Annotated in this window: 10 protein-coding genes; 6 read left to right on the top strand and 4 right to left on the bottom strand. The window is 65.6% G+C overall.

Annotation, left to right across the window (positions count from 1 at the left end):
• Positions 1-123 precede the first annotated feature (123 nt).
• On the bottom strand, positions 124-600 hold the full coding sequence (locus tag DSM43276_RS17230) for an Lrp/AsnC family transcriptional regulator (protein WP_078327648.1): 477 nt from the start codon (positions 598-600) through the stop codon (positions 124-126).
• Positions 601-678: 78 nt separating this feature from the next.
• On the opposite strand from DSM43276_RS17230, the gene hglS reads away from it, so the two are divergent.
• Together hglS and amaB are read left to right on the top strand one after the other, a co-directional pair.
• Complete coding sequence (hglS, locus tag DSM43276_RS17235; RefSeq protein WP_078327649.1) at positions 679-1,986, top strand: 2-oxoadipate dioxygenase/decarboxylase; 1,308 nt, start codon at positions 679-681, stop codon at positions 1,984-1,986.
• The gene (amaB, locus tag DSM43276_RS17240) at positions 1,983-3,542 is read left to right on the top strand and encodes an L-piperidine-6-carboxylate dehydrogenase (protein ID WP_078327650.1); all 1,560 of its coding nucleotides are present in this window, start codon (positions 1,983-1,985) and stop codon (positions 3,540-3,542) included. The genes hglS and amaB overlap by 4 nt, the downstream gene beginning before the upstream one ends.
• Positions 3,543-3,577: 35 nt before the next feature.
• Here amaB and DSM43276_RS17245 read toward each other — a convergent pair whose 3' ends face one another.
• Positions 3,578-4,969: an SDR family NAD(P)-dependent oxidoreductase gene (locus tag DSM43276_RS17245; RefSeq protein ID WP_078327651.1), complete on the bottom strand. Its 1,392-nt coding sequence runs from the start codon at positions 4,967-4,969 to the stop codon at positions 3,578-3,580.
• 151 nt (positions 4,970-5,120) lie between these two features.
• On the opposite strand from DSM43276_RS17245, the gene DSM43276_RS17250 reads away from it, so the two are divergent.
• The 4 genes from DSM43276_RS17250 to DSM43276_RS17265 are packed head-to-tail and all read left to right on the top strand — an operon-like array spanning position 5,121 to position 11,469.
• Positions 5,121-5,801: a TetR/AcrR family transcriptional regulator gene (locus tag DSM43276_RS17250; protein ID WP_078288269.1), complete on the top strand. Its 681-nt coding sequence runs from the start codon at positions 5,121-5,123 to the stop codon at positions 5,799-5,801.
• A 29-nt stretch (positions 5,802-5,830) separates the two neighbouring features.
• The gene (locus DSM43276_RS17255) at positions 5,831-10,420 is read left to right on the top strand and encodes an ATP-dependent helicase (RefSeq protein ID WP_078327652.1); all 4,590 of its coding nucleotides are present in this window, start codon (positions 5,831-5,833) and stop codon (positions 10,418-10,420) included.
• Between the two features lie 36 nt (positions 10,421-10,456).
• On the top strand, positions 10,457-10,870 hold the full coding sequence (locus DSM43276_RS17260; protein ID WP_109555838.1) for a VOC family protein: 414 nt from the start codon (positions 10,457-10,459) through the stop codon (positions 10,868-10,870).
• A complete protein-coding gene (locus DSM43276_RS17265) occupies positions 10,867-11,469 on the top strand; it encodes a pyridoxamine 5'-phosphate oxidase family protein (RefSeq protein WP_078327653.1) in 603 nt (200 codons plus the stop codon). Before DSM43276_RS17260 ends, DSM43276_RS17265 begins: the two co-directional genes overlap by 4 nt.
• A 169-nt stretch (positions 11,470-11,638) precedes the next feature.
• On the opposite strand, the gene DSM43276_RS17270 is transcribed toward DSM43276_RS17265, so the two are convergent.
• Both DSM43276_RS17270 and DSM43276_RS17275 read right to left on the bottom strand, forming a co-directional pair.
• Entirely contained in the window at positions 11,639-12,532 is an 894-nt protein-coding gene (locus DSM43276_RS17270; RefSeq protein ID WP_078327654.1) for a pseudouridine synthase, read from the bottom strand.
• A 22-nt stretch (positions 12,533-12,554) separates the two neighbouring features.
• The gene (locus DSM43276_RS17275; protein ID WP_078327655.1) at positions 12,555-14,324 is read right to left on the bottom strand and encodes a glycerol-3-phosphate dehydrogenase/oxidase; all 1,770 of its coding nucleotides are present in this window, start codon (positions 14,322-14,324) and stop codon (positions 12,555-12,557) included.
• Positions 14,325-14,402: the final 78 nt, after the last annotated feature.

The following is a 14,402-nucleotide window of genomic DNA, read 5'->3' on the forward strand; positions in this document are numbered from 1 at the left end:
GATTCCGGACGCGTTACCTCGTCATCGACCGTGGAACCAGCCTGGGACCCCGGAAACATTAGTGCGGTCATGAGGCCAGACTAACGCAGTATTTACGACTTCTCTACATCAAGACAAGAATATTTACGGCACAAGCTGGCGACCGTCGTAAAAAGTTTGTAAGATGATGGTGCTTCGCGTTCGGACGTTGGCTGTGGTGCGGATCAACTGCAGCAGCTCTTCGAGCGCACGCGGCGAGGGCACCCGCACTAGGAGGACGTAACTTTCCTCGCCCGCCACCGAGTGGCACGACTCAATGGCGGCGATGTGCTCAAGCCGTGCCGGAGCATCATCGGGCTGTGAAGGATCGAGAGGGGTGATTGCCACGAACGCCGACAGCATCTGGCCCACCGATTCGGGATTGACCCGGGCCGCGTATCCGGTGAGTACACCGCGAGATTCCAGCCGTCGCACGCGAGTCTGTACCGCCGAGATCGACAGCCCGGCTTTGGCCGCCAAATGCGCAAGGGTCGCCCGGCCATCGCGAGCCAACTCGCGCACCAGAATTCGATCGACGTCGTCGAGCGGACGCTCGGGTGCTCTCTCGGAATCCGCAGTCACGGGGGCAGAGTACCGCGACCAGCGACCACAAGGAACGGACTTGCGCAGGCCAATCACCTCAACTCTGAGACGAATACGATGACAGCACTCATCCCATGTTGGGAACTCCGGGCAGGTTTCGCGGCGGCACTCTCGCGGATGTATGGGACTGAGGTTCCCGCATACAACACGTTGGTGGATGTCAGCACCGAGGTGAACCAGACTTATGCCACAACACATCCGGACGCCGAACGGCTCGGATCCGTCGAGCGCGTGACCGCCGAACGCCATGGTGCGATCCGCGTGGGCGGCCCGCGGGAACTCGCCGCCGTTGCCGACCTGTTCGAGGCATTCGGGATGTATCCCGTCGACTTCTACGACCTGCGTGACGCCGTGTCCCCGGTGCCCGTGGTCTCCACGGCATTCCGGCCGATCGATGAAAAAGAGTTGGCGCTCAATCCCTTCCGCGTGTTCACCTCGATGCTGGCGACGGCCGACCGCCGGTTCTTCGACGCGGGCCTGCGCACCCGCGTGGAGAACTTCGTCAGGCAGCGAGAGCTATTCGATCCCGCGCTGCTGGCGCGCGCACGCATGATCAGCGCTGCCGGAGGCGCCACCCCGGCACAGGCCGGGAACTTCATTGACGAGGCCGTCAAGTCCTTCGCGCTGTCCGACGCCCCCATCGACCGTGCCTGGTATGACGAACTTTCTGCGGTCTCGCCCGTTGCGGCCGATATCGCCGGCGTGGGGGGCACCCATATCAACCATCTGACACCGCGTGTGCTCGATATCGACGACCTGTACCGGCGGATGACGGCACGCGGTATCGCCATGATCGACGCGATTCAGGGGCCACCCCGGTGGCATGGGCCCGATGTTCTCCTGCGGCAGACCTCATTCCGGGCGCTGGCCGAGCCGCGTCGCTTCCGCATGAGTGATGGTTCCGTGGCCCGCGACACGCTGCGGGTCCGGTTCGGCGAAGTCGAGGCCAGAGGCATGGCCCTGACCCCGGCCGGTCGCACCCGCTACGACGACGCCATGGCCGCCATCGATACCGCGCACGCAGATCCCGAACGGGCCGCCTCCATATGGGCCGATCACTTTCCCGATACCGAAGCCGGGCTGGCCGAACAGGAACTGGCGTACTTCCGCACGGACACCGGCCCCGGAGGTGAGATCGTGCGCAGCCCCATCGTGTATGAGGACTTCCTGCCGCGCTCGGCCGCCGGGATCTTCCGATCCAATCTTGACGACGACGGTTCCTACGGGGACGGCGCAGATCGTTGCACCGCCGACTATTCGAAGGATTGGATGTCCGGCGCCATCGGCCGGGACATCCACGATCCATACGCGCTCTACGCCACCATCGCCGCACAATCTGACCTCACGATAGGAGCCGATCGATGACCACCACCCTGCCTACCTCATCCCCCGAGGTGCTGCCGTCCGCCGAGGAGTTGCGCGCGCGGGCCCAGAACGCACTGCGCTGGATCGGCGCTGATCTAGAACTGAGCACGGAGTCGGGCGAGCATGGCGGCGTTGCGGTCCGCACCCCCATTACCGGTGACACGCTCTTCACGCTCGCGGCGAGCTCCACGGAGGATGTCGACAACGCCATCGCCGAAGCTGCCCAAGCATTTTCACAATGGCGCACCACCCCCGCACCCGTCCGCGGGGCGTTGGTGGCCCGTCTCGGCGAGCTGCTGACGGAGCACAAGAAAGATCTGGCCGAGTTGGTGACCATCGAGGCCGGAAAGATTGTCTCCGAGGCCCTCGGCGAGGTCCAGGAGATGATCGACATATGCCAATTCGCGGTCGGACTGTCCCGGCAGCTGTACGGCAAGACGATGGCGTCCGAGCGCGCGGGGCATCGCCTGATGGAATCCTGGCATCCGCTCGGCGTAGTCGGGGTCATCTCGGCGTTCAACTTTCCGGTCGCCGTGTGGTCGTGGAACACCGCGATCGCCCTGGTCTGCGGTGACACCGTGGTGTGGAAGCCGTCCGAGCTGACGCCATTGACTGCCGTTGCCTGCCAGGCACTTCTGGACCGAGCAGCCGCCGACGTCGGGGCACCCCCGGAAGTCAGCCGATTGATCCAGGGCGGCCGCGAGGTCGGCGAACAACTCGTCGACGATCCCCGCGTCGCGTTGGTGAGTGCGACCGGATCGGTGCGGATGGGCCAGCAGGTCGGCCCGCGGGTCGCCGCGCGCTTCGGCAGATCACTGCTCGAACTGGGCGGAAACAACGCGGCGATCGTGACTCCCTCGGCAGACCTGGATCTGGCGGTGCGCGGCATCGTGTTCTCTGCCGCGGGTACCGCCGGTCAGCGCTGTACCACCTTGCGGCGGTTGATTGTTCACCACTCTGTCGCCGATGCACTGGTCGAACGCATCGTCAACGCCTACGGCCAGCTTCCGGTGGGCGATCCATTCGACGAGCGCACGTTGATCGGCCCACTGATCAACGAGAAATCGTTCCGCGATATGCAGGACGCCCTGGAAACTGCTCGCGCGCAAGGCGGGACCGTCATCGGCGGTGAACATCGGGAGCTGGGTGATGGTGCCTACTACGTCACCCCCGCCGTGGTGCGGATGCCCGAACAGGGCGACGTCGTGCACCGGGAGACCTTCGCCCCGATCCTGTACGTACTGGGCTACGACACCCTCGACGAGGCGATCGCACTGAACAACGCGGTACCTCAGGGCCTTTCCTCCGCGATCTTCACCCTGGACATGCGCGAGGCGGAACGCTTTCTGGCCGCCGACGGATCCGACTGCGGAATCGCGAACGTCAACATCGGTACCTCAGGGGCCGAGATCGGCGGAGCATTCGGCGGAGAGAAGGAGACCGGTGGCGGCCGCGAGTCGGGGTCCGACTCGTGGAAGGCCTACATGCGACGCGCCACAAACACCGTCAACTACTCCACGGAACTGCCGTTGGCCCAGGGCGTTCACTTTGGCTAATCGGACGGGCTAATCGGACGGGCCAATCGGACGCGCTACCAGGGGTGCGGCTGGAAGTCCTTCAGGAAGCAGCCGTACAGATCGATGCCGCGCTCACCCTGAACTATGGGGTCATACACCCGGGCGGCACCGTCCACGAGATCCAACGGCGCCCGGAATCCCTCTTGTGCCAAACGCACCTTGCTGCTGTGCGGACGCTCATCGGTGATCCAGCCGGTATCGACGGCGGTCATCAGGATGCCCTCGGAAAACAGTTCGCCCGCACTGGTTCTGGTCAGCATGTTCAACGCGGCCTTGGCCATGTTCGTGTGCGGATGCCCCGGCCCCTTATAGCCGCGCGAGAAATTGCCCTCCATCGCAGATACGTTCACCACATACTTGCGCTTGGCGGTGGAGGCACGCAGCGCCGGACGCAGCCGCGATAACAGAATGAAGGGCGCGACGCTGTTACACAGTTGCACCTCAAGCAGTTCCAGCGGGTCAATCTGATCGACCGTCTGCACCCAGCTGTTGGTATCGACGAGATCGGGTAGCAGCCCACCGGCATCGACAGCCGTGCCGTCGGCGACCCGGTCCGGCGTGGCCGAGCCTGCGGTCAGGGCCAACGACACCAGCGAGTGTGCGGCGGCCTCGGATCCCTCCCCGAGCGCCAAGGTGTGCGGATGCAACTCACTGGAATCGCCCATCGCCGTGATCGGGACCCGCGCGGCGGCCCCGCTGAGCGGCGCCTGTTCTGCGTCAACCAAGGACGTGTAAGAGCCCGGGCTGCGGCGGACCGTCTGGGCGGCATTGTTGATCAGGATGTCCAACGGACCCTGCGCGGCAACTTCATCGGCGAAACGCGCCACCTGCGCCGGGTCGCGCAGGTCGATGCCGACGATGCTCAGCCGGTCGAGCCAGCCCGCCGCATCAGGCAGCTGGGCGAATCTGCGGGCCGCATCCCGCGGGAACCGGGTGGTAATGGTGAGACTGGCCCCGTCGCGCAACAACATCAAGGCGATGTACATCCCGATCTTGGCGCGACCACCGGTTAACACGGCCCGTCGCCCGGTCAGGTCGGTACGCTGATCGCGCCGGGACCTGTTGGCGGGCGCGCAATCCGGGCACAGTTGATGGTGGAACGCATCGATCTCGGTGTATCTGACCTTGCAGATGTAGCAATGCTGCGGGCGCCGCAGCGTCCCCAGGGCGTCACCACCACGCAGCGGCAGCCCGGCCGTCTCGTCGTCGATCCGATCCGCCGATCCCGTGGCGGTCGCACCGATTACCGCGCGGTCGGCATCCAGCTCCGCCTGGCGCGCCTGGCGACGGCGCTGTCTCTTGAGAATCTTGAAAAGTTTCGCGACCCCGCGCTGCACAGCAATCGACTCGGGATGATCCGGCGCAAGCTCGGCGGCCTGATCCAGAACACGCCCAAAGATGGCCATGTCCTCGGGGTCGATGTGCTTAGCCACCGAAGCAGTGTAATGAGGCGGCCAGTACCTCTCGTAATCGCAGATCTGGCGAAACCGGTCTGAACCTGACGAGTGCTCACCGATCGCGCCAAGTGAAGACCTACTGCCTAGTAAAATCTGCTGGATGACCGACGACTCCGATGCAGTTCGCCCGAGCGGCTCATCGCCTCGCCGTCGGCTCACCCCCGAAGATCGGCGCGCCGAGCTCCTCGAGTTTGGAACTCAACTATTTGGCGAACGTCACTATGACGACGTCCGCATGGATGAGGTAGCTGAGCAGGCGGGTGTCTCCCGGGCGCTCCTGTACCGCTACTTTCCCGATAAGCGCTCGTTCTACACCGCGGTGATGCAGGCCGAGTACGACAGGCTCTACGACGCCACGATCTCGCTGGACATGGACCCAACGCTCACGGGTTTCGAGCGCCTGCGGCGCACGCTCCTGGTGTATCTGCACTACCAGGAGGAGCATCCCTATGCGCCGGTGACCGTCTTCCGCATGATCGATTCGGCCGATCCCACCGTGGCCGCCATCGAGCAACAGGAATACGACAAGCAGACCGACCGCATCATGGCTGTCGTCGAACATGTCGCCGGCGACGAATTGACGCCGGCTCTTGTCACCATCCTGCGGGTGGTCATCCGAGCATGGCTGACGTTCAACCAGGAACTGGCTCGCCAACGAGCGATCAACCCGGATCTCGATGTCGACTGGCTCGCCGATACCTCCGCACACGCCATGATCGACGCGGTGCGGCGGGTGCCGAATATCCCGAAGGCTGTCGTCGATCTCATGGGCGCCGATTAATTGTCGGTCCTTGTTGGCACGATGGTCTGATGAGCAGCGAGTCCGGCCCACTCGCCCGGTTCTCGGCACCCACTCGGGAATGGTTCGCCGAATCATTCCCGGCTCCCACGCAGGCCCAGTCCGGCGCTTGGCAGTCCATCGCTAACGGCGACAACACCCTCGTCGTCGCCCCCACCGGATCCGGTAAGACTCTCGCGGCGTTTCTGTGGGCCATCGACACCCTGGCCAGTGCCGACCCCGATCGGCGCGGGCCGGATGTCGCCGGCAGTGCGGCTCCGGGCCTGGATGTCGCCGGCAGTGCGGCTCCGGGAACCCGGGTCCTGTACATCTCGCCACTCAAGGCACTCGCCGTCGATGTCGAGCGAAATCTGCGTGCTCCTCTTGCCGGAATCGCTCGGACCGCACAGCGGATGGGCCTGCCCGAGCCCTCGATCACCATCGGGGTGCGCTCGGGCGACACGCCAGCGCAGCGCCGCCGCGCGTTGATCTCCTCTCCCCCGGACATTCTCATCACCACGCCCGAATCGCTGTTCCTGATGCTGACCTCGGCCGCGCGCGAAACATTGGGAACGGTCACCACCGTCATCGTGGACGAGGTGCACGCGGTGGCCGGAACCAAACGCGGCGCACATCTCGCGCTCTCCCTTGAACGGCTGGACAGCAGGCTTTCCACGCCGGCACAGCGAATTGGCCTGTCTGCGACGGTGAAACCCGCAGCCGAGGTCGCCCGCTTCCTGTCCGGTCGCGCTCCGGCCGCCATCGTCGCTCCCGCCAGTCCCAAGACCTTCGACCTGTCGGTGGTGGTGCCTGTTCCGGATATGAGCGCCCCTGACACCTATCCGAATCCGGAATCCGGCGCCGATTCGCCCCGGACGGGCGGAAACACGATGTGGCCGCATGTGGAGCAGCGCATCGTCGACCTCATCGAGGCACACCACTCGAGCATTGTCTTTGCCAATTCACGTCGCCTCGCCGAGCGGCTCACCGCCAGGTTCAACGAGATTCACGCCGAACGCCTCGGCGTGGACCTCACTCCGGCACCCAATCCCGGTGTACCCGGAGGACCCCCGGCGCACATCATGGGCAGCGGGCAGACCTATGGCGCCGCACCGCTGCTGGCCCGAGCGCATCACGGCTCGGTGAGCAAGGAACAGCGCGCGAACATCGAGGACGACCTCAAGACCGGCCGGCTCAGATGCGTGGTGGCCACCAGCAGCCTGGAGCTCGGAATCGACATGGGCGCCGTGGATCTGGTGGTTCAGGTGGAGGCGCCGCCGTCGGTGGCCAGTGGACTGCAACGCATCGGTAGGGCCGGCCACCAAGTGGGCGAGGTCTCCAGAGGCGTGCTCTTCCCGAAGCACCGCACCGATCTGTTGGGCTGCGCGGTCACGGTGCGGCGCATGCTCGACGGCGATATCGAGACCCTGCACGTGCCCGCTAATCCGCTGGACATCCTGGCCCAACACACGGTGGCCGCGTGCGCCTTGGATCCGCTGGACGTTGAGACCTGGTTCGACGTCGTCAGGCGTAGCGCCCCCTTCAGCTCCTTGCCGCGCAGCGCGTTTGACGCGGTACTTGACCTGCTCAGCGGCAAATACCCCTCCACCGACTTCGCCGAGCTGCGTCCGCGTGTCGTCTACGACAGAGACGAAGGAACGCTCACCGGACGGCCCGGAGCGCAGCGGCTGGCGGTGACGTCCGGTGGCGCCATTCCCGATCGCGGCCTGTTCACGGTGTACATGTATGGCGGCGCCGAAGGCGAGAAGCCCTCACGGGTGGGGGAACTCGATGAGGAAATGGTGTACGAATCACGGCCGGGCGACGTGATTTCATTGGGTGCCACCAGCTGGCGCATTACCGAGATCACCCATGAGCGGGTCGTGGTGGTCCCGGCCTTCGGGCAACCGGGCAGGTTGCCGTTCTGGCGCGGCGACGCCGTGGGGCGGCCCGCCGAGCTGGGCATGGCACTGGGACACCTCACCGGCGAACTGGCCGCCGCACGCAATGCAGAATTCGAAACACGTTGTGCTGCTATGGGATTCGATGACTTTGCAATGGGGAATCTGCGCACGCTGCTCACCGACCAGCTGCAGTCGACGGGCGCCGTCCCCACCGATACGACGCTGATCGTCGAGAGATTCCGTGACGAGCTCGGCGACTGGCGCATCGTGCTGCATTCACCGTACGGACTACGGGTCAACGGCCCGCTGGCACTCGCCGTCTCCGATCGGCTCCAGCAGCGCTACGGCCTCAGCGAGTCACCCACCGCCACCGACGACGGCATCGTGGTGCGGCTCCCCGATACCGACGACAACCCGCCCGGAGCAAGTCTTTTCGTCTTCGATGCCGCGGAAATCGAGGCCATCGTGACGCGAGAGGTGGGCGGGTCCGCACTGTTCGCGGCGCGGTTCCGTGAGTGCGCGGCGCGCGCCCTGCTGCTGCCCCGCCGAACTCCCGGCCGCCGATCGCCGCTATGGCAGCAGCGCCAGCGCGCCGCGCAGCTGCTGGACGTCGCACGCAAGCATTCCGATTTCCCGATGGTGCTGGAGGCGCTGCGCGAATGCCTGCAGGACGTTTACGACATCGATACCTTGGTGCGGTTGATGTCCGGTATCGAGCAGCGCCGGATCCGGATCGTCGAGGTGCAGACCGACACGCCCTCCCCCTTCGCGGCCGCTCAACTGTTCAGCTATGTCGGCGGATTCATGTACGACGAGGATCGCCCACTGGCCGAGCGACGGGCCGCGGCGCTCTCCCTGGACACCGGTCTGCTCGCCGAGCTCATGGGCCGTGTGGAGCTGCGAGAGCTGCTCGACCCGGCCGTCATCGAGACCACCGAAAGACAACTGCAGCATCTTGCCGACGAGCGCAAGGCCCGTGACCACGAGGGCCTTGCCGACCTGTTCCGTCTCCTCGGTCCCCTCACCACCGACGAGGTCAGCGCGCGCTGCACCGGTACCGGGACAGACTGGCTGCACGAGCTCGTCGCGGCCCGCCGCGTGGTCGAGACCCACTACGGGCAGTGTGCCTGGTGGGCAGCCGTCGAAGATGTGGCCCGATTGCGTGACGCACTCGGGGTGCCCGTACCGCCGGGTGTGCCCGCGGCCTTCACCGACGCGACGGCAGACCCGCTCGGAGAGCTGCTGGGCCGATACGCACGCACACACGGCCCATTCACCACCGGGCAGGCGGCCGAACGCTTCGGCATCGGAGTCCGCGTTGCCGCCGACGCCCTGGCGGCGATGGCCACCCGCGGCCAGTTGGTGCGCGGTGAATTCACCTCCGATGCCACAGATTCTGAGCAGTGGTGCGATGCGGAGGTCCTGCGGATTCTGCGTCGACGGTCCCTCGCGGCACTGCGCGCACAGGTGGAACCCGTCAGCACGGCGGCGTTCGCACGGTTTCTGCCCGATTGGCAGTACCTCGATTCCAGCCTGCGCGGGGTCGAGGGGGTGGCCACCGTCATCGACCAACTCGCCGGGGTACCGATACCCGCATCCGCGTGGGAGCCACTGATTCTGGCGCGCCGGGTTCGCGACTACTCCCCCCAGATGCTCGATGAACTACTGGCCTCCGGGGAGGCGGTCTGGTCCGGGCATGGCTCGATCACCGCACAGGATGGCTGGATCGCATTGCACCCGAGTGGGGTCGCGCCGGCCACACTCGCCGCCACCGATCCTGTTGTACTTGACGAGGCGCACCGGGCGATCCTCGACGGCCTTGCCGCCGGTGGCGGATTCTTCTTCCGCCAATTCGGCGAGGGTGCGACCAGGGCGGCGTTGTGGGATCTGGTCTGGGCGGGGCAGGTGACGGGAGACACCTTCGCACCCGTACGAGCGCTCCTGGGCACCAGCACGACATCACGCACCGCGCACCGAAACCGGCGAGCTCCCCGACTGCGCGCCTACACGCCAATACCCACCGCGGCACCGGTCGATCCGGCGGTCGCCGGCCGGTGGTCATTACTCCCGGAGAGGCTGGCCGACGGTACCGAGCGCTCGCACATGCAGGCCGAATTGCTGCTCGGACGGTATGGCGTGGTGACCAAGGGCAGCGTCGCCGCCGAGGGTGTCGCGGGCGGATTCGCGTGGCTGTACAAGGTGTTGTCGACGTTCGAGGACAACGGACGCTGCCGCCGAGGCTATTTCGTCGAATCGCTCGGGGGTGCGCAGTTCGCCTCTCCCACGACCGTGGACAGGCTGCGTGAGTATCTCGACGCCGTCGACGACGAGCGCGCACCGTGCCGGGCCACGGTGCTGGCGGCGACCGATCCGGCCAATCCATATGGTGCGGCGCTGGCGTGGCCGCGGGCGGCGTCCGACTCCGGTCATCGACCGGGCCGTAAGGCCGGGGCACTCGTGGCGCTCGTTGACGGCCATCTGGTTCTCTACATCGAAAGGGGCGGCAAGTCGCTGCTCAGCTTCGTGACCGACCCCACGATGCTGCACGCCGCCGCATTGGGCACGATGGAATTGGTCCGCGAGGGCGGGCTCGCTGGGCTGGTGATCGAAAGAGCCGATGGCAGATCGGTCTTCGACATCGGGGAGTCGGCCGTCATCGCAGCCTTGCTGGAGGCCGGTTTCGCGCGGACGCCGAAAGGATTGCGGGTACGCCGATGAGCGCCTGCGCGAAGAGGAAAAAGTACCGATGAGCCCTTGGGCGAAGAGGAGACGGTGCACGTGAAGGTAACCCGGTTCGACCACATCGTGATCAACTGCACCGACGTGGCGACGACCGCGGCCTGGTATCAGCGCGTCCTCGGCATGACTCGGGAAACATTCGGCCCCGCGCGCCGTACGGCCCTGATATTCGGCGACCAGAAGATCAACCTGCGCCCTGTCACGGCGACCCAGGACGAGTGGTTCACCGGCCGGGCGGCGGCCGCCGGATCGGATGACCTGTGTTTCGTCACCGATTCCTCGCCGTCCGAGGTTCGCGAGCACCTCGGCGCATGCGGTGTGGACATCGAGCAGGGCCCGGTGACCAAGGTCGGGGCACTGGGTGAGATGACATCGCACTACTGCCGCGACCCGGACGGAAACCTCATCGAGATCGCGGTGTACCCGTGACCAACAACCACTACCACCACCTCGCCTTCGGCGCGGACGCGCTCGAGCGGCAGCGGGCCAACGGCAGCTATGTCGCCTACGGCACACATCTGGAACGCCCCGATGACGGCCCCGACGGCCTCGGGTCACGGGAGCTACGGATGATCGCCGAGGCGACCCAGTTCTGCCTGGGCACTGTCACCCCGACAGGATGGCCATACCTGCAATATCGCAGCGGCCCTGCGGGATTCGTCCGTAACCTCGGCGGCAACACACTGCGGTTCATCGATCTTCCGGGCAACAATCAGTTCGTGACGCTGGGGAACCTCGCGGCCGACGATCGATTGGCGATGTTCTTCGTCGACTACCCACGCAAGCAGCGCCTCAAGCTGTTCGGGCGCGGCACCGTGCATGACGGCGAACGCCGCGAGATCGATATCGCGGTAGAGGCATTCGACTGGAACTGCTCGCGCAGCATCATTCCCCGCTATGACCAGCAGTACCTTTCCGATCTCGGCAGGGCCTATCAAGAAAGAGCACAGGCCCGGGAGGCCGAGCTGACGGCCGAAATCGATAAGCTCCGCGCCCGCATTGCCGAACTCGAAGCCACGCGACCATGAATCCCCTCGCCGGCAATCGGGTGCTACGCACCCACGCAGCACGGTTCAGGGACTGGCTAGAGGAATATCCCGGCAACGAAATCGGGTACCCGGAGTGGAAGCACGTCGAAGACCACTTCTCGGAGCTACTCACCACCGGCGGCATCTGTCGGCTCGATCAGGACGGGCGTCACTGCCGTAGCGCCCTCGTCGATGCGTACCGGACCTCCGTCCCGGTGAACGGGTCCCGGAATGCCAGCGAGCGCGCCACGAGTTGCAGCGGCCGGGTGAAGTCAGTCGATGCCACCGCCACAACCTCGGGATAGAGCGAGTCGTTGACAATCGGGATTCCCAGGCTGTTCATGTGCACCCGCAGCTGATGGGTCTGCCCGGTGCTCGGAGTCAGGCGGTACCTGCCTGTCGAACCATCGTGATCGAGCAGCTCGATATGCGTCTCGGCGTTCACCGGCCCCGGCTCCTCGTTCGCCTGAAGGATGCTGCGCCGCTTGATAATCCTGCTCCGCAGCGTGACCGGCAGGGCGACCTCCGGGTCGACGGGCGCCAACGCCTCGTAGATCTTGACGACCTGGCGGTGCGCGAACAGCGATTGATACGCGCTCCGGACCTCGCGGCGCACCGTGAACAGCAGCACACCCGCGGTCAGCCGGTCGAGGCGGTGCGCGGGCGCCAGTTCCGGCAGATCCAATGTCTTACGCAACCGCACCAGCGCCGTCTCGGTGACATGGCCACCGCGCGGCATCGTGGAGAGGAAGTGTGGCTTGTCGACCACCAAAACGTCATCGTCCCAGTGCAATACGTCAATAGCGAAGGGAACAGGAATCTCCGCGGCCACGTCGCGATACGTGTACACCGACGATCCCGCACGCAGATGTGTCTCCGCGGTGACGGGCGCACCTGCGGCGTCGACAACCTCACCACGGCTCACCTTCTCGGCGGCGGCCGGGCCGAATCGGGACACCAACTCATCAAGAACACAGCCATCCGCCCGAATCCGAATTCGGACCGGCCCCAGGCCGTCCCGGACCGGCAGCGGTGGCTCGGGAGCCCTTCTTCTGGGGCTCATCGGCCGGGCCTACTGCCGGGTCTTACTTGGATGGGGACAGTACGTCGGTCACCGGTTCGACGATGAACGAGCGTGCCTCGGGTGCGGCGACCCGCAACGCATCCGCCGACGCATCGTCGGGCTGCCGCTGCGAGCGCACCTCGGCGTCAACCCGCGCACGATAGGTATCTACCTCGCGCACAATGTCTTCCGCGGACCATCCGAGCACCGGAGCCACCAGCTCGGCGACCTCCTGGGCGCAGTCGACACCACGATGCGGGTATTCGATGGCAATACGCATGCGCCGGGCGAGAATATCCTCCAAGTGCAAGGCACCTTCGGCGACCACCGCGTAGAGCGCCTCCACCTTCAAATACATCGGCGCCTTGGCGAGCGGTTGCAGCAGGGTGTGATCCGAGCCGGCACAGGCCAGCACCTCGCCGATCAGCGAACCGTACCGGTCCAGCAGATGCCGCACCCGATACGGATGCAGGCCGTAGGTCTCCCCCACATGCTCGGTCTGGTTGATCAGCGCGAAATACCCATCGGCCCCTAGCAGCGGCACCTTCTCGGTGATTGAGGGCGCCACCCGTGCCGGCACGAATTCGCTTGCCATATCGATGGCATCAGAGGCCATGACGCGGTAGGTCGTGTACTTACCGCCCGCGATGGCCACCAGACCCGGGGCCGCCACCGCGACGGCGTGCTCGCGGGACAGTTTGGACGTGTCGTCGTCCTCACCGGCCAGCAGGGGGCGCAGTCCCGCGTACACCCCATCGATATCGTTGTGCGTCAACGGCGTTGCCAGCACCGTGTTCACCTTGTTCAGGATGTAGTCGATATCCACCTTGGTGGCTGCCGGGTGCGCCAGGTCGAGATTCCATTCGGTGTCGGTGGTCCCGATGATCCAGTGGTTGCCCCACGGGATGACGAACAGCACCGACTTTTCCGTCCGCAGGATGATCGCCACTTCGCTCACGACTCTGTCCCGTGGCACCACGATGTGAACGCCCTTGGAGGCGGTTACCCGGAAGCGGCCGCGGGTACGCGAAAGCGCCTGGATCTCATCGGTCCACACCCCAGTGGCATTGACGACGACATGCCCGCGCACCTCGGTTTCGGCACCATTCTCGGTGTCGCGCACCACCACACCGGTGACGCGATCGCCCTCACGCAACAGCGAGACCACCTGCGTTGATGTTCTGACGACGGCCCCGTAGTGCGCCGCCGTGCGGGCCACATTCATGGTGTGCCGAGCGTCGTCGACCACGGTGTCGTAGTAGCGGATACCGCCGATGAGCGAGTTGCGCTTCAGTCCCGGCGCCAGCCGCAGTGCACCGGCGCGGGTGAGATGTTTCTGGGCGGGAACAGATTTCGCGCCACCCATCTGGTCATACAAAAAGATGCCGGCGGCAATGTAGGGACGCTCCCACCACCGATTGGTCAGCGGGAACAAGAACGGCAGCGGCTTGACCAGATGGGGCGCCAACGTCGAGAGCGACAGCTCCCGTTCACGCAAAGCCTCCTGAACCAGGCCGAATTCGAGCTGTTCCAGGTAACGCAGACCGCCGTGGAACATCTTCGAGGAGCGGCTCGACGTCCCGGCGGCGAAGTCACGCGCCTCGACCAATGCGACCTTCAGCCCGCGTGTGGCGGCGTCGAGAGCAGATCCGGCACCGACCACACCACCGCCGATCACGATGACATCGAACTGCTCGGATCCCAGGCGCTCCCAGTTCAGCGCACGGGCCTGCGGTCCCAGGAACGTGTAGGTCGGTCCACCCGATACCGATGGGCTGGTTGCGTCACTCACGACTGCTCCCTTCCACGCCCACTACCGGGCCCCGGAGTCCTTCCAGAAAGCCACGTTACCGGCCGGTAGCGCTCTCGT

Source organism: Mycobacteroides salmoniphilum (assembly GCF_004924335.1).
GTDB classification, from domain to species: Bacteria; Actinomycetota; Actinomycetes; order Mycobacteriales; family Mycobacteriaceae; genus Mycobacterium; species Mycobacterium salmoniphilum.

What these genes read in the sequence shown, in the direction of transcription:
- DSM43276_RS17250 (WP_078288269.1), top strand. Translation starts at nt 5,121, where the DNA reads ATGACCGACGACTCCGATGCAGTTCGCCCGAGCGGCTCATCGCCTCGC.
- hglS (WP_078327649.1), top strand. Translation starts at nt 679, where the DNA reads ATGACAGCACTCATCCCATGTTGGGAACTCCGGGCAGGTTTCGCGGCG.
- DSM43276_RS17270 (WP_078327654.1), bottom strand. Translation starts at nt 12,532, where the DNA reads ATGAGCCCCAGAAGAAGGGCTCCCGAGCCACCGCTGCCGGTCCGGGAC.
- amaB (WP_078327650.1), top strand. Translation starts at nt 1,983, where the DNA reads ATGACCACCACCCTGCCTACCTCATCCCCCGAGGTGCTGCCGTCCGCC.
- DSM43276_RS17255 (WP_078327652.1), top strand. Translation starts at nt 5,831, where the DNA reads ATGAGCAGCGAGTCCGGCCCACTCGCCCGGTTCTCGGCACCCACTCGG.
- DSM43276_RS17245 (WP_078327651.1), bottom strand. Translation starts at nt 4,969, where the DNA reads ATGGCCATCTTTGGGCGTGTTCTGGATCAGGCCGCCGAGCTTGCGCCG.